The following is a 23,528-nucleotide window of genomic DNA, read 5'->3' as shown; positions in this document are numbered from 1 at the left end:
ATTCAGCAAGGGGAAAATATGAAAAATAAAAAACTTATCTTTTTAGGGATGGCTACAACTTCAATATTTGCTGCTAGTGTAGCATTAAGTTCTAGTTGTTTAAGAAAAACTAACCAAGATGAACCAATTGAAAAAAACACAGAAATATTACTAACTAAATCTTCAAGTACAATTTTGCCAAGTGAAATTACAAAAAATGACATTAAAGCAAATATTGGTACTAATTCTAAAATTAAGAACATTGAAATTAAAGCTGATGATAAAACCGGAACCTTAACTGTTACTCTTACCGTAGAAGCAAATGGTAAAGAAGCAAAAATTACCAAGACTTTTACAAATTTCAAAAAACAAGAACAAAGTCAACCAAATCCAAGTAATCCAGGAAAACCTGAAAATCCTAACAAACCAATTGAGGACGAACCAACAGAACCTGAAAAACCAGGTACTGGTGAAGATGAAGAAGATCCTAAAGACGATCCAGATTTTGGTGGCGAAGATGAACCAGGAGAAGAAGATCCAGAAGATCCTCAAAACCCAGGTGGTGAAGAAGAACCTGAAGATCCTAAACCAAATAATCCAGGAACAGGAAATAATGGTGGCGAAGATGAAGAAGATCCAGAAAAACCAGGAACAGAAAATCCTGGTCAACCTGGAACCCCAGGAAATGAAGAACAACCAGAACAACCTGGTAATCCACAACCTGAGCAACCAATTACCGATACTTCTTTAAAAGGTTTAGCAAAAATTGGTAAATTATTTGTTGTTACTTATAATGATGAATTAGCAGATGCTGTTAAAGAAATTAAAGAAAAATACGCTACAAAAAGCTATGTTATAGTTGATAAAAAAGGTATCAAATATGGCTCAAAAGCTGACGAAGCTAGAAAAGCAGTTCTTAAGACATTTGTTAAAATAAATGAAAAAGCTACTGGAAATATTAAAGATATTATTGTTGATAAAGCAAAAGGAAACCGTAAAGCATTACAATTTTCTATTGAAAATGGTAAAGTTGTTATTAAATTTAAAATTGCAGGCGACAATACTGTATATACAGTAGCGCTTGAAAAATAAACAAAAAAATTAAAGCTTTCGGGCTTTAATTTTTTAATTGTCTTGCTTTTAATTATTTAGCAAGTTTAGCAAAGTAAGTTAAGGTTCTAACTAATTGAGATACATATGACATTTCATTGTCGTATCATGCAAATAATTTGTAAATTTTTTGACCATTAGCTTCTTGGATTTTAGTTAATGTTGAGTCAAAAATTGAACCAAAGTGTGAATTTATAACGTCTGAAGAAACGATTTCATCTTCTTCGTATTTCATTGTTTCGTTAGCAGCTTTTTTGAATGCAGCATTTAATTCTTCTAATGTAGGTTCTTTTTCTAATTGAACTGATAAATCAACAAATGAACCTGTAATAGTAGGAACACGTAATGCAAATCCATCTAATACACCTTTTGCTTCTGGAACTACTAAACCAATAGCTTTAGCAGCACCAGTTGTTGAAGGAACAATGTTGTGTGAAGCAGCTCTTGCTCTTCTTAAATCACCTTTTCTGTGTGGTCCATCTTGTAACATTTGGTCACCAGTAAATGAGTGAACAGTGGTCATGAAACCGTTTTTTAGTCCAAAGTTTTTAACTAAAACATCTACAACAGGAGCTAAACAGTTTGTTGTACATGAAGCACCTGAAATAATTTCGTCTTCTTTGGTTAAGGTTTTGTGGTTTACATTGTAAACAATAGTTTTAACATCTGAACCCGCTGGTGCAGAAATAACAACTTTTTTAGCACCTGCTTCGATGTGTTTGTGTGCTAATTCTTTTTTAACAAAGAAACCAGTACATTCTAAAACGATGTCAATTTTCAATTCTTTTCATGGAAGATTAGCAGGGTCTTTTTCTGATAGAACTTTGATTTTCTTTCCATTAACAACAATAGCGTCTTCTTCAACAGAAACTTCAACATCTAATGGTCCAAATGCTGTATCATATTTTAATAAATGTGCTAACATTTTTGGATCTGTTAAATCATTTACCGCAACAACTTCAACTTCTTTATTATTGGTTTCTAATAAGTTTCTTAATGTTAAACGTCCAATACGTCCAAAACCATTAATAGCAACTCTTTTTGCCATATTTTCTCCTTTTTTAATAAAAATTTAACAAGCTTGTATAAGTATTACTAAATACTAAAAACATTATAATACTTTTATTAATATACAAATTATTTAGCATTAACAAAAAAGAAAAACAAAAGAAAATGATTCCATACTAAATTTAAAAAGTAAAAATAGGAATTTTTTAATATTGAAATAAAAAAATATTAAATTACATTAATTTTTAATATTTGAGTATAATCATTAAACGCTTTGAGGAGGTACATAATGACAAAAAGACCTGTTGTATTTAGCGATGTAGATGGAACCATCTATACCAAAGATAATTACGTTTCTAACTTTAATTTAAATATTATAAAAAGTAACAATATAAGTTTTAATATTGCTACCGGAAATCCAATTTGTCCAAGAATGCTAAAATTAGCTAAATTGACAAACGCTGACTATATAATCGGTTCTTCAGGAGCACAGATTTATGACAATAAAAGATTTAAATTTGTTCACGAAGAACACATTGAACCAAGTGTAGTTAAACAAATCTTTAAATTGTTTAAAGAAGAAAAAATATCTGCTGCCGCTTGATCGAGTGATGTATTTTATGTTTTTAGAATGGATGATATCGAATTTTTAAACCAAATCTATTTTAGATATGAAACCTTTGATCAATTTGAATTAGTAGATAAAATCGATGACTTGAAACAAGTTTCAAAAATTGAAGTTTATTTCGAAAACACATCTAATGTTGATGAAATTATTCAAAAATTAAGTAAATTCAATGTTCAAATCATCAAAACTCATATGAACCTAGAAATTCTACCTAATGGTGCTTCAAAAGGTTCTGCTATTGTTTGAATGCTAGAAAATATTCTTAAAGGTTATTCTAAAAATGATGTAATGACCATTGGAGATTCAGAAAACGACTTTTCAATGTTTGATAACTTTGCTTTTTCATATGCAATGGATAATGCAAAAGATGAAGTAAAATCTAAAGCAAAATTTGTAACCAGCAATGTTAAAGCTCACGGTTTAGGACACGCTGTATTAGATTATTTAGCTAAAAATAAATTCCCAATCATTAAATAAAAAATTGAAAAATCATAATCCACAAAACGATTATGATTTTTTGTTTCCTTTGGTTATTCTTGAATTTCTAATTCAAGTGTTAGGTTTTTAATTTGTTTAATTAGCTTTTCAATTTTGTATTTTTTTTCTGGTGCTGATGAATATTTTTGAAGGTATAAAGAAAATAATTCATCAATTTTAAAAGGAGAACCAAAAAAGGTTAATAAGTTATTTTCATTTCTATATTCTAAAATTTCTGATAAAACTTCCAAAACAAATCATTCACTTTTATTTTCGAGACCAAGATTATCAATTATTAAAACATCAATGTTTTTTATTAACTCAATAAAATATTTTTGATTATTACCACTATTATTTGCTTCCCTTTCTTGAATTTTCTTAATTAAAGCTTTATATAATTTTTCAATCGCTAAATAAGAAGTCTTTATTTGAGAAGAAGAAAAATAATTGGCAAAGGATTGCAATATATAACTTTTACCTGAATTGGTTTTCCCATAAATGTACAAGCCTTTTGCTGGAGCGTTAACATTTTTTTCTTTAGTTTTAGCAATTAATTTAAATTGCTTCATAATTTCTTGTCTTTGCAAATTAGAAACACTAAATTTTTTCAATAAATAATTGCTATTTGGTTCTGAAATTTCAGTCAAGTATAAATTTAAAAATCTTTCTAATTCTAAGGCAAAATTGTTGTTAACAACTTTTTCCTTAAAAATCAACTTATTTTTGGCATCACGAGAAATATCATAACTAACAATATATTGATCATTTTTTTTGCTAAATGATTCAATGGCGTTTAAAAAAATTAAGGAATTTTCTAAAATTTCTTCATCTGTAATTTTTAAAGAAGAAATAATTTTTTGCAATTTCGGTTCCTTTTTAATAAAGGCTAACATATTTTTGTCGTTTTTATCTTTACTAGGAATATCAATTTTAGAAAATTTCATTAGTTATCTCCTAAATTGGTATTCTTTTGTAAATTTTCAAAATATGAAATTTTGTATAAGTCTTTTTTAGAAACTGCTTCATAATTTTTTTCTTTCATTCTTTGGTCTAAAAACTTTTCAATAGAAATAAAAGATAAGATTTCTCTTTTAATTAAATCTAAAATAATTTTTTTAACATAGTTAAAGTTTATTTTTCCATTAACTTCTTGAGCATAGAAAAATACTAGATTAATACATGGATCAATCAAACCTGAAGTTCTTGCTTCTTTAATTAAATTAATAATGTCTTGTGAAGGGATTTGTAAAGAAACTTGAGAAAAGAAATATCTTGAATCAGTTTTTAAAATAGCTTCATATGGATTTTCGTATTCAAAATTTTGTAAATCTAATTTTTGTTGAATATCTAATCTAATTTCTGAGGTATTTCCAAAACCTTCATGATTAGCAAATTCTGCTTCATTTAAAACATCTCTTAAGCATGCTAATTCTTCTTCTTCGTTAAAAACATCATTATATCTTGCTGAGACATTTTCTAAATGTTTTGAATTAACAATTTTCATTGAAAACTTGTTGGTATCTAATAAATGTTCAAATTTTTGCTTACCAATAATTTTTATTAATTTGTTTGATAATAAAACATTTCTTTTAAAAGTATTAGCATCTAGAGGTTTTTCAATAACAAAAATTGTACAGCGATTAATTTCATCGATAAATGTAGAAAGTAAAGAAAGGGATTCTAACTTAATTCTAGCTTCATTTAGTGACTTTAAATCAATTCCTAACAAGTACATTAAGCTATCATAATCATGCATTCCTTTTTCATTAACAACATCATTAGATAAATCTCTTAAATACTCGTATAAAATGATTGAATTAGGAGACAAAATTGGAGTATAAAATTTTCTTAAATTTACCAGATCTTCACCTGAAATACTTTTTTCTTTTTTAATTTTAAAATATGAATATCTTATATTTTTCAGCATTTTATTCCAATTCCTTCCTTTTTGTTTTTTTACTATGTAATTCTATTCTAATTTAATATATTTAAGGTTTTCAAAAATATATTTTAAAAGTAAAATTAATCATTTTCATTACCAAAGATATCAACATTGAAAAAGGAACAAAAAGTGCTTTTTTAATAAAAAAATAGGCCAAAAAGGCCTTTTTTCTTAAAAAAATATTTTTATTAACAATTGAAAAATATTGCAAAATTGGTATTTTTTTACTTTTTAAAACCATTTTTTACAACTCTTGCAATTTTTCTGTTAAAACATTCAATTCTAGTTCCTTAAAAATGTCATTTGCTGCTGATTTTTTTATTTCTAAAAAATAATGCGATGCTATTTTTGGAATGTCAACATTATGGTTAAGAATTGCTAATTTCTTGCACATATAAGCACTAGGTTTTTCACTCAACATTTTTGTTTTAACCGATGCTGAAAGTTCATCAATATGATCATAAATATTTTCTAATGTATGATACTTATTCAACAACTTAATTGCTGTTTTATCACCAATACCCTTGACCCCTTTAAGATTATCTGATGAATCGCCAGAAAGTCCTTTAAAATCAGGAATTTGACTAGGTTCTAATTCAAATATATCAAAGAAATTTTCATGGTTAATTTGTATATATTCATGATTAAAAGAATCATATTTTAAAATGCTTGTATTTGAATTAACCAATTGAAGTAAATCTTTATCTTTAGAATAAATAATATTGTTGGTGCCTTCGTTATGGGTCGATAATGTAGCAATTAAATCATCAGCTTCATCACCTTTTTTTTCAATTCAAGGAATTGCTAATGAACTTAAAATCTTTTTGGTTCATTGAAATTGTTCAAAAATAATTTCTGGCGCTTTTTGTCTGCCTGCTTTATATTCTGAAAATTCTTGTGATCTTCATGTTTTGTCACCAGGAGAATCGAAAGCAACAAATAAATATTTTGGTTCTACTTTTTTGATAAGTTTAAATAAAGTCATGAAAAAAACGTGAATGCCATTAGTAGTAACTCCATTAGCATTTTGTAAAACTTGAAAATAAGGATTGTAAGAAGCATAAAATGATTGAAACATTAAAAGGTTTCCATCAACTAATAAAAAATTATCTTTTTTCATTTATTACCTCTTCAAAACTTAAAATTTTACATGATTGATTTAAAAGCGAAAGTTCTAACTTAACAATCTTATTTGGGACTAAAGTTGAAAACTTTTGATATTCTTCCTTAGTTATGAAAGAAAATAAAGATAAACTACTATCTCTAAACTTAATAATGTGTAAATCGCGTTTTTGTATTTTTTTATTTTCTAATATTTCAACAACAAATTTTCCACTTTTTACTCTTTGCAAGTCAATTAGTTTTAAAGTATCACTTTCATAAGGAATAGTTTTAAAAGCATTATAAATAGCACCTAAATATTCTTCTTCATTTCTAGATTCGAATTCTAAATCTAAAGAATTAACATATTGTTCAATTCTTATGTTTTTAATACTCTTTTGAATATCTTCTTTTTCTTTAATTGAATAATTAATACAATTAACAACACCTTTAAATGTTTCGTCAACAGTTTTCATATTGCTAAATCTTCTAAAAGTGTTACTAAAAATTAAGCTTCTAATTTGGTTGTCTTTTAGTCCTTTTTCTTTTAGCTCTAAAAATAACAATGGTAAACTAGCACCACATTTTTTTTCTGGTTCTAAAAGCATTAATTTTTCTAATGTTTCAGCACCTAAACCTTTAATCATTTCAAAAGGTAAATAAATTGAATTATTAATTAAATTAACATTTTTGCCTGAATAACAAATTTCAGGTGATTTGACATGATAGTTTAAATTTCTTAACTCTTGAGCATAGGCGTTGATTTTTTCTCTTGAACCTAAAGCAGTAGAAATTAAAGAGGCAAAAAAGTATAATGGGTGTCTTACTTTGTAATAAGCCATTTTCATAGTTAAAAATGAGTAAGCAACAGCATGAGATTTATTAAATCCATATAAGGCAAATTTTTCAATATTGTCATAGATGTCATTAATCAATTTTTCTGGAATATTATTTGCTTTAGCGCCATTAAAAAAGATTTGTCTATATGCTTTCATTTTTTCTTCATCTTTTTTAGAAATTGCTCTTCTTAGTAAATCTGCTTGTGAAAAAGACATTAGTGCAATTTTTTGGGCAATTAACATAATTTGTTCTTGATAGACTATAATCCCATAAGTAGGAGCCAGAATTTCATCATAAATAGGGTGAATTTTTTTAACCAATTTTGGATCTTTTTTATTCCCAGCATATGCACTAATATAATCCAATGGACCTGGTCTAAAAAGCGAAATAATGGCATACAAGTCATTAAAAGAATCTAAATGAACTTGCTTGATTGTTTTTTTCATTCCAAAAGATTCAAGTTGAAATAAACCCTCAGTGTATCCTTGATTTAACATTTCTAGTGTCAAAGGATCATTTATTTCTAAAAAGTCTTTTTCTACAATGTTTTCGAAAATTTGTTCAGGCTTAAGATATTTTTCGATTTTTTGGATTTCAGTTAAGGTTTTTAATCCTAAAAGGTCAATTTTTAAAAGACCGAAATCTTCAAGATAGTTCATTGGTAATTGGGTTTGGAAATAATTATTAACATTTGTTGGACAAGTAGGCAAAATGTCAACCATTTTTTTAGATGATAAAACTATTCCAGCAGCATGTATTCCTTGCTGTCTAGGTTGCCCTTCGATGGCTAAAGAAAACGACAATAAATCAGGATACTTGCTAATTAAAGTCTTAAATTGGTCATTATTTTGATATGCTTCGTTTAAAGTTTCAAAAACTTTAATAGACTTAGAAATTTTATCAACGATAGATAAATCTATGTTTAAAACTCTTCCTACATCTCTTATGGCCATTTTAGCACCAATGGTTTGAAACGTAGAAATCAAACACACATTGTCTTTACCATATTTATTAAAAATGTATTCTATAACTTCATTTCTTCTATCATCTTGAATATCGATATCAATATCAGGTCAAGAAACTCTATCTATATTTAAGAATCTTTCGAAAAATAAATCATATTCTAATGGGTTAATTTCAGTAATTCCTAATAAATAAGTTATTAATGAACCAGCAGATGAACCTCTACCTGGCCCAATTGCTATATTTTGCTCTTTTGCTCATTTGATTAAATCAGCAATAATTAAAAAGTATTGTTGAAAATTCAAATCACAAATGGTTTTGTACTCATAATTAATTCTTTTTAAAATAACGTTTTTACTAAATCTTAGCAAATTAGTTTTTCGCTTTTTTAAACCTAAATCAAGTTGTTTTTTAAGTTCGATTTTAGCTTCTTGGTCATTTAAACCATTAAAATTAGGTAATAGTAATTTGTTTTCAGGAAAAACAACGTTACATTCATCAATTATTTTTTGAATACGATTGATGATTGTTAAATCATTTGTAGGATTATCTTCAAAATTGTATTTCGATTCTTTTGATTCGGGTAAGTTAGAAATTTTTTGTGCTATTTTTAAGCTTTGATATTCATCTAATCACAAATATTTGTTCTCTTTAACAACAATAGCATTAGCAATGCTAGAATCTTCATCAACTACAAAATAGTTAGAAAAAGGAAGTTGTTTAGTTTTATTTGAAAGGGTATATAAACCATAAACAGGGTGGTCAATGACAAAAATATTAGGATCATTTAATTCATCAAATTCAATAGTTTCATTTGACATTGCTTTGAGACTTAAATGATTTAATTTAATAAAACCTTTGTGGTTTTTTGCGAGCACAATAAAGCGATATTCTTTGACATCTAGATCAATTCCTATTATAGGTTTGATGTTATTTTCCTTGCATTTTCTTAAAAAAATTCCTAGACCAAAAAGATTGTTATGGTCGCTAATAACAGCAGCAGGTAAACCTAATCTTTTGGTTTCTTTTACTAAATCATCAATTTTAATTAAGGAATCTAAAAAGGAATATTCAGTATTATTGTGCAAATTAATAAATTTGTTCATTGTTCTCCTTTCTTAAAAAATAAACAAAGCGTAATAGCTTTGTAAAATTAAAGAATTTTAATTTTTATATCAGACATTGGAAAAGTATTATCCATAGAGTACAAATTGTTTTTTGGTACTTTAAAATAAGGGTGTACTTTAACTTGCCCACTAACTAAAACATATTTATGAGTTGTGAAAAAATAAGGGAATGTAGATTTAAAATGAATGTATGAAGAATCTTTTTCTAAAAAACTAATAATGGTTTGATTACTTTTTATTTTTCCTGTAAAGACAATTGATTCATCATCAACATATCAGGTGATATTGTATGTTTTTGTTTCAATGTTGGTTAGTTCTTTAAAAGAATTAGAATTAACATTTTCAATAAAATAATCATTGTAAATAATACTTACTTCTTTGCTTCCAAAAGAATCTATATAGCTTTTAATTCTAGTGTTAAATTTGTAATCTCCAGCTACTAAATATCTAATATTAGAAAAAACAAACTTTAAAAATAATTCTTGAATATGTTCGGCTTTGATTGGTTCAAAAAATAAACGTTTAGAATTTAAAGACATAATAAAAGTATCATCTTTATCAACGTTAGAAGCAGTAATGAAATAATTCACAACAATTGATTGTTCTTTATTTTTGGTGCTTAAAATTTGATTAAGCATTCTAATTCAATATATGTCTTGAAGCTCATCAATCTCATACATAATCATTAATTTGATAGTGTAGTTACTATCGATTAAACTTTGAACAATTGATAAGCAAGGAATGATGTTATTTCTATTTACAAGAAGTAAATAGTTTTTTTCTAATTGACTTAAACTAATGCCAAAATTACCTTTGGGTTTTGAGAAATTGAATTTATGGTCGATGCCTCAGTTATTAAAAATTTCACTAATTGCTCAATCAGTTTCATTGTTATAAACTACTATACTAGTTGAATTACTAAAAGATGATTTGATCGGTGAGCCAATTAAATAAAATGATCTAGTAACTTCTAAATTGTCTTTTTTGACACTAACATCAATATATTGACCTGCTTCAAAAAAAGAAATTTTTTCTGCGGTTACAAAAGTTAAAATCTTGATGTTTGAACTAACTTCAATAACGTTTATAATGTTTGCTGCTTGATTAAAAGGATATAAGTTAGAAGCAATTAAATTTGGTGATGTATAAAAAGGAATATCATCGTGAGAACCTTTTTTCTTAAGAATTTTTAAAAATTTCTTTTCAACCTTAGTGGTTTCTTTTAAAAAATTAAAATCTTCATTCATTTTTGCTCCTAGAAATTATTTTTCCTCTTTGGTTGTTACATCTTCACCAACATTGTTGATTTTCTTAATTGATTTTAAACTCAATTTTTTGTTTGGTAATTCTTTTTTAAATTTAATGCTTTTATAATTTTTAATCAAACGTCATTTTTTAGTTTTAATAATTAAATCATTGATTGAATCACTTGGTGGATAAACCATATAAACAAAGTCATTGATTTTTTTATAACTAATATTTCTTTTTGGTATCGTTAATAATTTAGGTGCAAATTGTTTAAAAATATGTTCTGAATTCTTAAAGATGTGAATATTGTCAATAAAATTCTTATTTTCTTTGTATTTATGATTTAGCAAGATAGATAAAATAGTTTGATTTAATAAAACATCTGGTTTCTTTGCTCTTAATTTAGAAAAATGCATTTCTCTTTTATTGGTTGGTATTTTTCATTTGTGTTTTGAACCAAAAACAACTTTTGAAGCATTGATTATAACAATAGCAATATCATTGTTGCTTGTATTTTTTTCAGCATCTTTAATATTTGCCATAGTAAAAATAGGTTCAATACTATGGTCTAAAATACATGCAGCAAATCTAGCAACAGTATTAATACTTCTCTTAGAAGCATCTATTAAATAAATATCTTTGGTATGATATTTTTGCTCAAATTCAGAATACCTTTTAACAAAAGCGTGGAATTTGTTGGTTTTAGTAACCTTTTTAGGTTTGTGTTTTTTGATTTTAGCTTTTTGTTTTTCAAGTTTTTCTTGTTCTTTGATTTCAATTTCTTTAATTTTTTCTATAACTTTAGTGTTGACTACATCTTCTTCAATAATGATTTTTTGCTTAATATTGTCAGTTAAATAATAATCAAGTATATTTAATTCATGTTCTACTTGATTTTCCATATCTAATAAACTTTGGCCCTTTTTAAGGTTAAAGGTTTTGGTTTCAGCAACTTCATCAACAATTGATATTTCCGTAGTTTCGCTTATTTCTTCTTCACTAGTTAAAATAGGCAATTCTTTTGTTTCTTTAATTGATTCAATACTTGCTTTTTTAATTTGAATAAGTTCTTTTTGTTCATTGATAATATCTTGAATTTTTTCTTTATTTTTAAGTAATTCTTTTTCTACTAACTTAATTTCAAAAATAGAAGTTAAAGCAGATTCAGAAGGTGTAAAACCAAAAATCCCATCTTGATTAGCAAAATGAAGCCCTTGAATGTTTGAAGGATTTAATTGATTTTTAAGCATTAAAAAAAATGGGTTATATCAGTGTAATTGTTTACCTAAATAAATTCCGGATTTATTTCTAGTGTAATGCGCTATTTTAATAGGAGTAATTGAAAAGCTAGCGTCTAAATATTTCTTTAAATCACAATTTAATGTTTTTGAAAGGAAGTTAATTACTAAATTTAAAATGTAGTTTTCATCTAAAAAGATCATTTCAGCAGGTCTTTTTAAGAAAAAATTACCGCCATAAATCATTTCTAAATTTAAAATAACAATGTTTTCTTCATTTAATTTTGGATCAACAAAGTTTAGACATTTGATTAAAACATTGTTGATGTCAAAAGTATCTTTTTCATTTTTTTCATATAAATTTTCATAATCATCGTCATTATAAATATAGGTTAAGAAACTAGAAAGATTTAACTCTTTAGGATTGCATCTTAAGCCTAAATTAAAAAACAATGTTTGACTATTATTTTTCTTAGCCAAAATATTTTGTACTTGGAATTTTGGATGTTTTTCTTTTTCAATTAAATTACCTAAAACATAATTATCTTGGAAAGTAGAAACAATTTGATTGGTTAAAAATGGTCCTCTATTTGTTTCTACTGCTTGAATTTTATTATTGTGAACAACAATATTTTTAATTTGAGTATCTAAAATATAATCAACACCGAAACTTAATGATTTTTTAAATAGTTTGGATACTAATTCTTCAGAACCATTAGTTAAAGTAGCAATTCCAAAATTAACAATTTCATAAAATTTAGATAAAAATCATCAAGCAGGTAAGTCTTTATTGAACTGACCAAAAGAAATTGTAAAAGCGCCTAAAAATCTTTTTAACTCTGGTGAAACTTTAAATTCATTTAATAAATCATTGATTGTGTGATACAAGTATTTATATGCTAATGGGAATTTTTGTTTTATTTGCGATAATTCCAAATTTGTAAAATCAAATTCAAAAATTTCGCTTTTAATTTGATAAAACTCATAAGCAATATTTAATAAATCTTGGACTTTTTTTCTTGAACCAGGAATTATTCTTTCGATGTTTGTTAAAAGATTAGTGGTATCAAAAGGTAAGGTTTGAATTATCTTTCGAATTTCACTAGGTTTATCTAAAAAATACGTCAAAATATTACTATCAATTTTATAATCAATAGTAATATCTAATTCATTTAAAGTTTTTAACAATAATCCAGGTTTTTCTTTTGTACCTAAGTTTGTAAAAAATGGTGAAGCAATATCAAAATTAAATTTATTTTTAGAAATAGTATTATTTATTCCACCTATTTCTGTTTGTTCTTCGATGACTAAAACATTCATTCCTAAATAACCAGCATAAGTAGCTGATAATAAGGCATCTATATTGCTTCCTATAACAATAAGATCATATCTTTTTTTCATTATTTCCTATGTTCTACTTCTCTTTAGATAATTCATCAAGATCTAAATCATCTACTAAGTTTATTAATTTAGTCAATTTTTCTTCAATTAATTTTGAACGGGTTTTAGCAGCTTTTTTCAATTCTTTTTCTAATTGTTCATCTCCAACTTTTTTAGTTGTAGATGATTTTTTAGTAGCTTTTTTAAGCTTAGCATCTTCTGCTGCTTTTGCTGCTAATAATTCTTCAATTGACATTTTTGCTTGAGCAGCAGTTGCTTTAGGAACTTTTGAACCTCTTTTGTTTTCAACTACTCTAACTGAAGGGTTTTTAGTTTCTTCATATCCACCATTTAATAATTTAGAAAAGTCTTTTTCTAATGGATCAGCATTAACAATAATTGTTGCTTTTTGTGAAGCAGTAATTTCATCAGGGCTAGTTTTTTTAACAGTTCTTTTTCTTGGGGTTGTAGCTTTTTTGGTAGTGGTTGATTTAGTTGTAGCTTTTTTGGTAGTAGCTTTCTTAGCAGTTGTTTTCTTTGGTTTTGGTTCTTTTGGAGCTTTAGCAATTTTTACTTTTTGAGGTTCTGAAGCAATAACTTCAACTTGTTGTAATTCTTCATCAACTTTAGATGAATTTACATCAACAACAACTTTTTTAGGTTTAGCTTTTTCTTTTACGTCATCTTGTTGTTCGATTGCTTTTCTTTCTAAAACAATGGTTTCAATTGCTTTAACTTCTTCTGGTTGAACTTCTTTTGCTTTAGGTTCTTCAACAACTGGTGCTTTTTCAATAGGTTCTACAATAACAAATTCTTTTGATTGTTCTGGTTCTAGTTTAATTTCTTTGGCTGGTTTAGAATATAGACCTTGTGCCAATTCTTCTTGATTTTCATTATATCTTTCAAGTAAGTAAGCTTTTCTTTCGTTGATTTTAACTTGGTGTAAATCAACTTGATTATCGATTACTTCGGTTTTGGTTACATAAACGATTTTTGGTTCTTCGGGTTTTTGTTGTTCAACTTCAACTTCTTGAGTTTGTTTATTTTCTACCGGTTTAGCATATAGACCTTGTGATAATTCTTCTTGATTTTCGTTATATCTTTCAAGTAAGTAAGCTTTTCTTTCATTGATTTTAACTTGGTGTAAATCAACTTGATTGTCAACAACTTCAGTTTTGGTTACATAAACAATTTTTGGTTCTTCGGGTTTTTGTTCTTCTTTTGGTTGTTCAACTTGTTCAATAACTTTTTCTGGTTCAAGTTCAACACTTGGAGTTACTTCTACTTCTTGTGTTTTTCTTTGTTCAATTATTTCAACTTCTTGAGTTGGAACTTCTTTGTTTTGTATTACAACTGGTTCGATTTTTTCTTGTTCAACTTCTTTTACTAAAATAGGTTCAACTTTTATTTCTTCTTTTTGGGTTTCTTGTTCATCGTGTCTAAAAAATAATCTTGGTTCTTCTTTTTCAGAAGGATTCATCATTTCTTTATAAACAGATTTTTCTTCTTCTTTTTCTTCTAATTCAACATTCGAATCAGCTTTTTGTAATAATTTTTCATTTTTGGTTTTTGGTTTTTTAACTTCATTTTTGTTGTAGAATGAAGTTCCAAGCATATATGAAAATGAAAGTAAAACAATTAAGAATAGAACCAATAATACAATTCCTACTCAAGTATGTACAAGTAGTTTTTCATCTATTCCTAAGCCTAAAGAAATGTTAGTTATTGATTTTTTTACAAAGTTAAAGGCTTCTGCTATTCAAACAAATTCTTCACGGTTAGTTTTATCCAAAAATCAATTTACTAAATAAGCACCAAAAAAGAACAAAATGATTGGTGTAATTAGTAATGAGAAAAATAAGATTGTTTTATCTAATTTTTGTCAACGATCTTTTTTGCGTTTTTTATCAAGATAAGCCATTCAAATTATGAATGTAATTAAAAAAAGACCACCTATACCTACATATAGGTAATGAATAATGTCGTTGGTTGTAATAAAACTTACAATATTATTAGGAATTTGCGAACTTGCAAATGGATATAAAGTTGTAAATAGTAAAACAAACATTAAAATTGTTGTAAAAAATATTGATGCTATCCCCAATTTCTTTACCGCATTTTTATTAGTAATTTTATTGTCATTTGACTGTGTTTTGCCCATATTTCGCCCCGGTTTTATGTTAATTTTTCTATTAATATATTATATATTATTAAGATAATAAGACTAAAAGCAAAATAATAAAAATGTTTATATCACAAAAATATAAACACAAATCAAAAATAAGGTGATTTTTATCATTTGGTGCCCAAGACAGGACTTGAACCTGCACGGATTTCTCCAGTAGATTTTGAGTCTACGGTGTCTACCATTCCACCACTTGGGCATCTTTTTAATTTTAATAAAAAATAAAAAGAATTTAAAAAAAATTAATAGTGATTTTTAATCCTGTCATAATTTTTTTTATTTTTAATATGATATCACTTCAAAATATCTTCTTCACTATAGTTCAATAATTTAGCGCAACCTAAAGTTAAAGCTAACATTTCACCAACTGAATATTTGTTTAAATTATTCATTGAACTAGATATAGCAGCAAATAATAAACCAATTTGTTCATTAATGTCATCACTCATTACCAAAGGTTCAATTTCTGATTCAACATTTAATTTATAAGCAAAAGAACCTAAAAAATGTAATAAGTCCGCAAATTCTTCCATTGCGTGTGAATGGTTAACATTTTTGTCAGCTTTCCAATATTTAAAAGTTTGGATTTCATTTGCAAACTCAGCAGTTTCAACCAACAAAGCAAGAACTTGCATTCTTGTATATTTCTTTTTTGATTCCTCATCTGTTGCAAAATGTAAATCATTTCTATTAGCAATTGCTTCATCTAATTGCTTTTGCATTTTAAAAATTTCTGAAAAATTCATATTAAAAATAATACCACACAATAAAAATTCTTATTCTTAATAATTTCCTATTGTTAGTTGTCCTTTTGTTCTTTAATTTTGTTAGACAACATTTTGATAATTGCTTCGCTATAATCGTCTCATATTTCACTAAATGTGCCTTTAATCATTTCTAATAAAGTTCCTTTTAAAGCAAGTGAATACTTATTTAAGTGTAATTTAATTTTTTGATCTACGTATTCAAAAATATCTTTGGTTTGTTGTCTAACAATATCAACAAAATGAGATATGGTATTTTTCATCATTTCTGCTATACTAGCATTTTCGATTTCTGGTGTTTCAACACTTTTTATTATTATTTTTCGGTATTGTTCTACTATTTGACTTCAATCTTTATTTTGTTTGTTTTGATTTTTTTGGTTTTCATAAAAACCATTTTTGATGTTATTTTTTATTTCGTCTAAGCTCAAATTATTTTCTAATTTTTCCATTTTATGCTCCTTGTAATTTTGCTCTCATTAATATATGTACGTTTTTTGGAAAAATTAAGAAAAAATTTTAATTTTTTTTGCATAAAAAAATACTCCTTATAAAGGAGTATCTGGAGGGTATATTACGATATAAATGGTGCGAACGAATGGACTTGAACCATCGACCTCACGATTATCAGTCGTGTGCTCTAACCAGCTGAGCTACGCTCGCATAGATATTTACCAAAAAACATTTGGTAAATAGAATTATAAGAATTATATATAAGAACTAACGTTTTGAGAATTGACGAGCACGACGAGCAGCATTCAAACCAGGTTTTTTACGTTCTTTAACACGAGCATCACGTGTTAACATTTTTGCTGGTTTTAAAACTTCACGATAAGTGTCAGAAACTTCTAATAATGCTCTAGCAATACCTAATCTAATAGCTCCTGCTTGACCAGATAAACCACCACCGCAAACATTAACAACAATGTCGAATTTGTTAACATTTTCTGTTAATACAATAGGTTGTAATGCATCTTTAATGTATAAATCTGAATTCAAGTAATCTTTTGCTTCTCTTTTATTGATTACAAATTTACCTTTTCCTGGACGTAAAATAACTCTAGCAGTAGAAGATTTTCTTCTTCCTAAACCACGATATTGAACAACTTTTGCTGCTTCTGATAAAGGTTTTGTAACTTTTTTGGTTGTTGTTTTGGTTGCTTTAGTTGTAGCCATATTATTTTACCTCCAACATTTCTGGATTTTGTGCTTCATGCTTATGGGTTGGACCTTCATAAACAAATAAGTTTCTTCTTTGTTTGTTTCCTAATTTACTGTGAGGAATCATTCCAAAAATAGCTTTTTCAACTAATGCACAAGGTTTTTTTGCTCTTAATTTAGCAGCAGTAATGCTTTTTAATCCACCTGGGTATCCTGAATGTGAGTAATAAATTTTATTTTCTTCTTTTTTAGCAGTAAAAATTGCTTTAGCTGCGTTAATAACAATGATGTTATCGCCCATATCTGCATTAGGAGTAAATGTAGGTTTATTCTTTCCTCTTAAAGCAGATGCAACAAAAGTTGCTAAGCGACCAATTACTTGGCCTTCAGCATCAACAACAAATCATTTTTTATCGCTTTTTTCACGATTAACAATGGTTGTTTGTCTCATCTCTCTCCTCATTTTTTTAATATTTAATTTTTTGTTAGTCTTATAGATCTAGTGATCAACACTAATGTTGTATAAAATATAAATGCTTTATAATTATAAACAATAAATAAAAAAACAAAGTAAAATAACTTCCATTTTGACTTATCAATAAAAAGTGCCAAAATGGTCGTTTTTTATTTAAAAAATTAACTTTTTAGTCAAAAATTCTTGATAACGCTGCTATACAAGCAGTTTCTGAACGCAAAATTCTTTTTCCCAAGGAAATGGTAATAAAAGAATTTTGCTCAATATTTTTAATTTCCTGTTGCGAAAAACCACCTTCAGGTCCAACAAGAATTAAACAATTTTGTTTTAAGCTTTTAACATTTTGTTCATTAGCATTTTCATAAACGAAATATTTATTTTCTATATTTGAAAATTCTTTAATAAATTCATTTAATTTCATGCTTTTATAAATAGTTGGAATTTTATTTCTAAAACTTTGTTCAGCAGCACCTTTAGCTATCGAACATAAACGATCAGTTTTAGAATCAACATATTTTTTTAAAGAAGAATCGCTAAAATCAAACAAAATAGGAACAATATGACTAACCCCTAATTCAGTTGCTTTTTGGATAACTAATTCAAAATTTTTGATTTTAATAATAGGCAAACCTAAAATTACAGAACCTTGATATTCGTTATTTATTGAAGTTTTTGTAATGATTTTAGCTTTATTATTTTCAATTACACATTCATAAAATTCATTTTCATAATTGCATAATATTTTTTCATTTTTGCCTATACGAATTACTTTAAGATGCTTTAGAATTTCATCATTTAATTCAAAGTATTCTTGGTTAATTTTTTTATCAACAAAAAATTTATACATATCTATTTGAAAATTAAGGGGTTTTTAAATTGTTTGATGGAGGAGTTTTTTTATTTTGCTCTTCATCATTTTCATCATTTGTTTCTTTTTTATCGTTTTCTAAGTTTTCTTTGCTATTTATTTTGATAATTTCTTCTTTCTTTTGTTCGTTAAAATTCAAAATAACTTGAACAATAAAGTAAATAAACATTGAAATAGAACCACCCATAATAGCAACATCAGCAAAGTTGAAGGTTCCTAACTCACCTTTATTAATTCATCTTTCTAAAAATGGTACAAAAAAGATATCTTTAACTGAACCATTAATATAAATGAATCTATCTATCATATTTCCAATATTACCACCGGACATAAACGCTAATAAAATAACAATAGTTTTTTTAGGAGCGAAAAAGTAAGGTAAGGCACAAAGAAGTAATAAAACAATAATACTTAAAGTTTGAATCAATGCTGTTTTTCCGTGAAAATTAGGTACAAAAGTAACTCCGGCATGTAAAACTGATCTAGAACCTAAAATCGATCAATCAAAAAGAATTCCATCAGCAGCAACAGTTTTTTCTGTTCCTTCCTTTCATTTAAAAAGTAATATTTTGGTTAATTGGTCGATAAACACAACAGAAATAACAATTGTGATAAATATTAAATATGCTGTGATAATTTTCTTTTTGTTTTCTTTTCAATATATTGAATTTTTCTTTAATAATTCTTTAAATCAATTCATTATTTGTCCTTTTTATTAACCAAAATATAACACAATGGACATAAATTGTCAGTAATTTTATCTTTTTGAAAATGATTTCAGCATCTTAGACATTTTTCAGAATCAAACACAGTAACTGAATTTTTAGAACCAAATTCAACTTTTCCTACCATAAGTAGAAATCTTAAATCAAGTCCTTTAATAAATTCACTTTTAGTTTTAATAACTACTTTAGCCTCATTTGGACGTTTAATATTATTATTTTTAATTTCTTTTTCGATTAAGACATTGATTTCAGATCTTAATTCGAAAAATTCATCTCATTGCTTAATAATTTTTTGATCACAAACTGGGTTTTCTTCTCAAGTTTCTAAATGAACAGAAACTTGTTTGTTTTCTTTAGAATCAAAATTCATATAAGCATCTTCAGCAGTAACTGGCATTATTGGTGCAATTGCTTTGATTAAAAAGTCTGTTATTTCATAAAAGTTTAATAAAGTCATCATTCTATTTTCAGAATTAAATTCTTCAACATAAAGAATATCTTTAGTAATGCTTAAATAAAAACTTGATAGCTCAACAACAAAGTTGTTTAAATACTTAACTACATTTAGAAGCTTGTATTCATCGTATGCTTTAATAACTTTTTCTTTTACTTCATTAAGTTTTTCTTTAATGTATAAATGAACGCCTTTTCTAACTGTTTTAGGTTCATATTTGTAATTATTTAAATTACCCAATAAGAATTTCATTGTGTTTCTTATTTTTCTATATATTTCTGAATTTTGATTCATAATGTTGTCAGAAATAGAAACATCGTTTGAATATTCACTATTAGCAACTCATAACCTTAAAATGTCTGCTCCATATTTTTGAGCCATTTTTAAAGGATCAACTGTGTTCCCTTTAGACTTAGACATTTTTTCGCCTTTAGCGTCTAAAACAAAACCATGAGATATTAAGTTTTTATATGGACTTCTTCCTGAATATGCTACTGAATTAATTAATGAAGAGTTAAATCAACCTCTATATTGATCACTACCTTCCAAATATAAGTCATATGGGAATGGATATTCTTTATCGGTTTGTAATTCTTTAACTCCTAAAAAAGTAGTTCCTGAATCAAATCAAACATCCATAATGTCAGTTTCTTTGGTAAAACCTAAGTTTTTGTAATTTTCAGGTAAAAGTTCTTCAGTTGAAGAGTTAAATCAAATATCCGAACCATGTTTTTCAATTAAGTCAATTACGTGGTCAAATAAATCTTCTTTTAAAACTGGTTTTTTATCCTTGTCATAAAAGATAATGATTGGAACTCCTCAGTTTCTTTGTCTACTAATAGTTCAATCATGTCTATCAAGAATCATAGTAGTAATTCTCTTTTTAGCTCATTCTTGAGGAGTATTAACTTTATTTAATTCTTCAATGATTTGGTGTTTGATTTTATCGATTGAAACAAATCATTGAGGGGTTCCTCTAAATAAAATTGGTTTATGAGTTCTTCAATCATGAGGATATGAGTGTAGGATTGTTCCATTTTTTAATAATTGTTTTTTGTCGCTTAATTCTTGAATAATATTTTCATTTGCTTTTTCATAAAATTGATTGGCGTAATTGCCACCTTGTTCATTAATTAAACCATTGTCAGCAATATGCATAATCATTTTTAATTTTTCATTTTGGCCAATTTTAAAGTCGTCTTCCCCAAATAAAGGAGCGATGTGAACAATACCAGAACCACTTTCTAGATTAACATGGTGACCATAAACTACTGGGCAAGTGTTTTGATTTAAAGGAGAAAGGTATTTTAAACCAACCATTTCTTTAGCTTTAAATTCAGAAACAATTTTAGCTGATTTAAATTCTAAAGTTTCAACTACTTTGTTAAATAGTTCTTTGGCTACAATATAAAATTGTTTTTTATATTCAAACCGAACATAAACAAACTTTTCACCAACCGCAGCACCAGCATTCGCTAAAAGTGTTCAAGGGGTGGTGGTTCAGATAATTAAATTGTCATCAACTTTAAAATTTGAATTTTTGTTTATATCAGTAATTTTAAAACTAACAAAAATTGAAGGTGAATTAATATCTTTATATTCAACTTCAGCTTCTGCTAAAGCAGATTGAGATGAAGGAGATCAATAAACTGGTTTTAGTCCTTTATAAACTAAACCATCAAAAACCATTTTCTTAAATAGTTTTAATTGACAAGCTTCAAATTTTTTATCCATTGTGATGTAGATTTTTTTAAAATCACATAAAAGATTGAACTTTTTAAATTGCTCCATTTGTTTATTAACTTGAGTTAATGCGTATTCAGAAGCTTTTTTTCTTAATTCTGAAATAGAAATATCATCTTTTGATTTAATCTTCAAATCGGTTAGCATTTTGTGTTCAATAGGCAAACCGTGAGTGTCTCAACCAGGAATAAATGGAGTATAAAAACCTCTTAAAGATTTATATCTAATGATAATATCTTTAAGAATTTTATTCATAGCATGACCTACGTGAATATCTCCATTAGCATAAGGAGGGCCATCATGCAAGATAAAAGGGGTTTTATCTTTGTTTTTTTTCAAAAGATTAGCATATATTTCTTGCTCTAATCATTTTTTATTTATAAGAGGTTCTTTAGTAGATAAATTAGCTCTCATATCAAAATTGGTAGCAGGCATAATTAAAGTTTTCTTTAAATCTTGTTCATTAATCATTTTTGCTCCTTTGTGTTTTTATTTTGTTTTATTTTTATTTATTGCTTTAATAAATGCATCATAAAGCGGGTGTGAAGTTAAAACTCTAGAATTAAATTCTGGTAAATATTGAACACCAACATAAAAAGGGTGGTTTTTTATTTCACATACTTCAGCAACAGTGTTTTTTTCAATATAACCTGTAATTTTAAAGTTTTCGTCTTCTATTTTTTTAACTCATTCACTTGACATTTCATATCTATTACGGTGTCTTTCATTAGCAAATGAATTCGCATATATATTACTAATAAATGAGTTTTTAACAAATTCTATTTTTTCTTCACCTAAGCGTAAGTAGTTTTCATCTTGATGTAGGTTTTTAAAAATAAAGGTGCCATTTGGAATTTCTTTTTTAAATTCTTCAGAGGTAGGATTATAAATATTCATTTTTTGTGCTTGAGCAATCACCATTGCTTGAAAACCAAATGAAATACCTAAAGTTGGAATTAAATTATCTCTTGTAAAACTTGAAACTTTAACTTTTGAATTAAAACCTCTAAGTTTAAATCCGGGTAAAATCACAACTCCATCATATTCTTTTAACTTTTGAATTTGCTCATCTTTTGCGATTTCATCAACATCTATTAAATCATAAACAAATTCATTTTCTTGATGTATTGCAGCAATTTTCAATGCAGCAATAATTGATAAATATGAATCTTCAAGTGCAGCATATTTACCAACTAATGCAAGTTTGATTTTGATTTTGTTTGGTTTTTTTGTTTTTTCAACAAACTTTTCTCATGGCAATAATGTTTTTTTATCAAACTTAGGTTTTAGTTTGAAGTGGTCTAAAATAATGTCAGCAATATTTTGTTTTTCTAAATAAAGAGGGATTTCAAAGATATTTCCGATATCTGGTATAGAAATAACATTTTTAGGTTTTAAAAATGAAGAATTAGCAATTTTGTCAATAATAGTGCTATCTATTTCACCTTGCGATCTTAAAAGAAGAATATTTGGATTGATACCAAAAGATCTTAAAGTAGCAATTGATACTTGTGAAGGTTTTGATTTGTATTCTTTAGAAGCAGATAAATAAGGAACGAAAGAAATGTGATTGAAAAATACATCTTGTGGATACATTTGTGCAAACTTGCTAATTGCATAAATGAATGGATTTGATTCAATATCTCCAACAGTTCCACCGATTTCTATTAACATAAAATCTGGTTGATACTTTTCAGCATTATCTAATAAAATTTTAATTATTTCATCGATAACGTGAGGAACTATTTGGACAGTTTTTCCTCCATATACTCCATTTTTTTCGTTTTCGAAAATTCTTGTATATATTTTTCCACTTGTAAAGCTAGAATCGCATGATAGTTTTACATCAATAAATCTTTCATAATGTCCTAAATCTAAATCTGTTTCTCCTCCATCATGAGTAACAAAAATTTCACCATGTTCAATTGGAGACATTGCAGAAGGCGCAATATTTAAATATGGATCTAATTTAATTGCGAATATTTTATAACCTCTTGCTTTTAATAAATTACCAATGCTAGCATTAGTAACACCTTTTCCTAAACCGGATAAAACCCCACCGGTTTCAAAAATAAATTTTGTCTTCATTTTACCCCTTTTATTAATGACATA

18 protein-coding genes and 2 tRNA genes are annotated in these 23,528 nt (G+C 26.7%); 2 read left to right on the top strand and 18 right to left on the bottom strand.

The features are described from left to right. Positions 1 to 18 precede the first annotated feature (18 nt). Positions 19 to 1,071, top strand: a complete 1,053-nt coding sequence (locus ACJA25_RS01130) for a lipoprotein 17-related variable surface protein (RefSeq protein WP_406615896.1) — start codon at positions 19 to 21, stop codon at positions 1,069 to 1,071. Between the two features lie 52 nt (positions 1,072 to 1,123). On the opposite strand, the gene gap is transcribed toward ACJA25_RS01130, so the two are convergent. Further along, positions 1,124 to 2,137: a type I glyceraldehyde-3-phosphate dehydrogenase gene (gene gap / locus ACJA25_RS01125; RefSeq protein ID WP_406615894.1), complete on the bottom strand. Its 1,014-nt coding sequence runs from the start codon at positions 2,135 to 2,137 to the stop codon at positions 1,124 to 1,126. Between the two features lie 249 nt (positions 2,138 to 2,386). Between gap and ACJA25_RS01120 the strand changes: the two genes are divergently transcribed. After that, positions 2,387 to 3,202 (top strand): Cof-type HAD-IIB family hydrolase, encoded by an 816-nt coding sequence (locus ACJA25_RS01120; RefSeq protein WP_406615892.1) that lies wholly within the window; start codon positions 2,387 to 2,389, stop codon positions 3,200 to 3,202. Between the two features lie 53 nt (positions 3,203 to 3,255). On the opposite strand, the gene ACJA25_RS01115 is transcribed toward ACJA25_RS01120, so the two are convergent. The 17 genes from ACJA25_RS01115 to ACJA25_RS01035 all read right to left on the bottom strand — a co-directional run bounded on the left by ACJA25_RS01115 (position 3,256) and on the right by ACJA25_RS01035 (position 23,504). Further along, positions 3,256 to 4,146, bottom strand: coding sequence for a DnaA ATPase domain-containing protein (locus ACJA25_RS01115; protein WP_406615890.1), 891 nt, complete (start codon positions 4,144 to 4,146; stop codon positions 3,256 to 3,258). Next, the gene (locus ACJA25_RS01110) at positions 4,146 to 5,129 is read right to left on the bottom strand and encodes a DNA replication protein DnaD (RefSeq protein WP_406615888.1); all 984 of its coding nucleotides are present in this window, start codon (positions 5,127 to 5,129) and stop codon (positions 4,146 to 4,148) included. Before ACJA25_RS01110 ends, ACJA25_RS01115 begins: the two co-directional genes overlap by 1 nt. Before the next feature lie 259 nt (positions 5,130 to 5,388). Beyond that, positions 5,389 to 6,264, bottom strand: a complete 876-nt coding sequence (locus tag ACJA25_RS01105) for a 5'-3' exonuclease H3TH domain-containing protein (RefSeq protein WP_406615886.1) — start codon at positions 6,262 to 6,264, stop codon at positions 5,389 to 5,391. Then, complete coding sequence (dnaE, locus tag ACJA25_RS01100; protein WP_406615884.1) at positions 6,251 to 9,154, bottom strand: DNA polymerase III subunit alpha; 2,904 nt, start codon at positions 9,152 to 9,154, stop codon at positions 6,251 to 6,253. Before dnaE ends, ACJA25_RS01105 begins: the two co-directional genes overlap by 14 nt. Positions 9,155 to 9,201: 47 nt before the next feature. Beyond that, positions 9,202 to 10,422, bottom strand: a complete 1,221-nt coding sequence (locus ACJA25_RS01095; RefSeq protein ID WP_406615882.1) for a hypothetical protein — start codon at positions 10,420 to 10,422, stop codon at positions 9,202 to 9,204. Positions 10,423 to 10,437: 15 nt separating this feature from the next. After that, positions 10,438 to 13,062 carry a hypothetical protein gene (locus ACJA25_RS01090; RefSeq protein ID WP_406615880.1) on the bottom strand — a complete coding sequence of 875 codons (2,625 nt, stop codon included), beginning with the start codon at positions 13,060 to 13,062 and terminating at the stop codon, positions 10,438 to 10,440. Positions 13,063 to 13,075: 13 nt separating this feature from the next. Continuing rightward, entirely contained in the window at positions 13,076 to 15,202 is a 2,127-nt protein-coding gene (locus ACJA25_RS01085; RefSeq protein WP_406615877.1) for a hypothetical protein, read from the bottom strand. Between the two features lie 139 nt (positions 15,203 to 15,341). Then, positions 15,342 to 15,425, bottom strand: a tRNA-Leu gene (locus ACJA25_RS01080). A 43-nt stretch (positions 15,426 to 15,468) separates the two neighbouring features. Then, on the bottom strand, positions 15,469 to 15,972 hold the full coding sequence (locus tag ACJA25_RS01075) for a dUTP diphosphatase (RefSeq protein WP_406615875.1): 504 nt from the start codon (positions 15,970 to 15,972) through the stop codon (positions 15,469 to 15,471). A 53-nt stretch (positions 15,973 to 16,025) separates the two neighbouring features. Continuing rightward, on the bottom strand, positions 16,026 to 16,442 hold the full coding sequence (locus tag ACJA25_RS01070) for a hypothetical protein (RefSeq protein WP_406615873.1): 417 nt from the start codon (positions 16,440 to 16,442) through the stop codon (positions 16,026 to 16,028). Positions 16,443 to 16,576: 134 nt separating this feature from the next. Further along, a tRNA-Ile gene (locus tag ACJA25_RS01065) sits at positions 16,577 to 16,653 on the bottom strand. A gap of 57 nt (positions 16,654 to 16,710) precedes the next feature. Then, positions 16,711 to 17,166, bottom strand: a complete 456-nt coding sequence (gene rpsI / locus ACJA25_RS01060) for a 30S ribosomal protein S9 (protein WP_406615871.1) — start codon at positions 17,164 to 17,166, stop codon at positions 16,711 to 16,713. Position 17,167: 1 nt separating this feature from the next. Then, positions 17,168 to 17,602 carry a 50S ribosomal protein L13 gene (gene rplM / locus ACJA25_RS01055; RefSeq protein WP_406615869.1) on the bottom strand — a complete coding sequence of 145 codons (435 nt, stop codon included), beginning with the start codon at positions 17,600 to 17,602 and terminating at the stop codon, positions 17,168 to 17,170. A gap of 193 nt (positions 17,603 to 17,795) precedes the next feature. Beyond that, positions 17,796 to 18,473: a 16S rRNA (uracil(1498)-N(3))-methyltransferase gene (locus ACJA25_RS01050; protein WP_406615867.1), complete on the bottom strand. Its 678-nt coding sequence runs from the start codon at positions 18,471 to 18,473 to the stop codon at positions 17,796 to 17,798. Positions 18,474 to 18,486: 13 nt separating this feature from the next. After that, positions 18,487 to 19,194, bottom strand: coding sequence for a signal peptidase II (locus ACJA25_RS01045; protein WP_406615865.1), 708 nt, complete (start codon positions 19,192 to 19,194; stop codon positions 18,487 to 18,489). Then, positions 19,194 to 21,887, bottom strand: coding sequence for an isoleucine--tRNA ligase (gene ileS, locus ACJA25_RS01040; RefSeq protein WP_406615863.1), 2,694 nt, complete (start codon positions 21,885 to 21,887; stop codon positions 19,194 to 19,196). The genes ACJA25_RS01045 and ileS overlap by 1 nt, the downstream gene beginning before the upstream one ends. Before the next feature lie 18 nt (positions 21,888 to 21,905). Beyond that, positions 21,906 to 23,504, bottom strand: a complete 1,599-nt coding sequence (locus tag ACJA25_RS01035) for a CTP synthase (protein WP_406615861.1) — start codon at positions 23,502 to 23,504, stop codon at positions 21,906 to 21,908. Positions 23,505 to 23,528: the final 24 nt, after the last annotated feature.

It is taken from the genome of Mycoplasmopsis hyopharyngis (assembly GCF_045276885.1).
Taxonomy (GTDB): domain Bacteria; phylum Bacillota_I; class Bacilli_A; order Mycoplasmatales; family Metamycoplasmataceae; genus Mycoplasmopsis; species Mycoplasmopsis hyopharyngis.
Note: the sequence above shows the minus strand (reverse complement) of the source record. Positions and strands in the feature narration are given on the sequence as shown.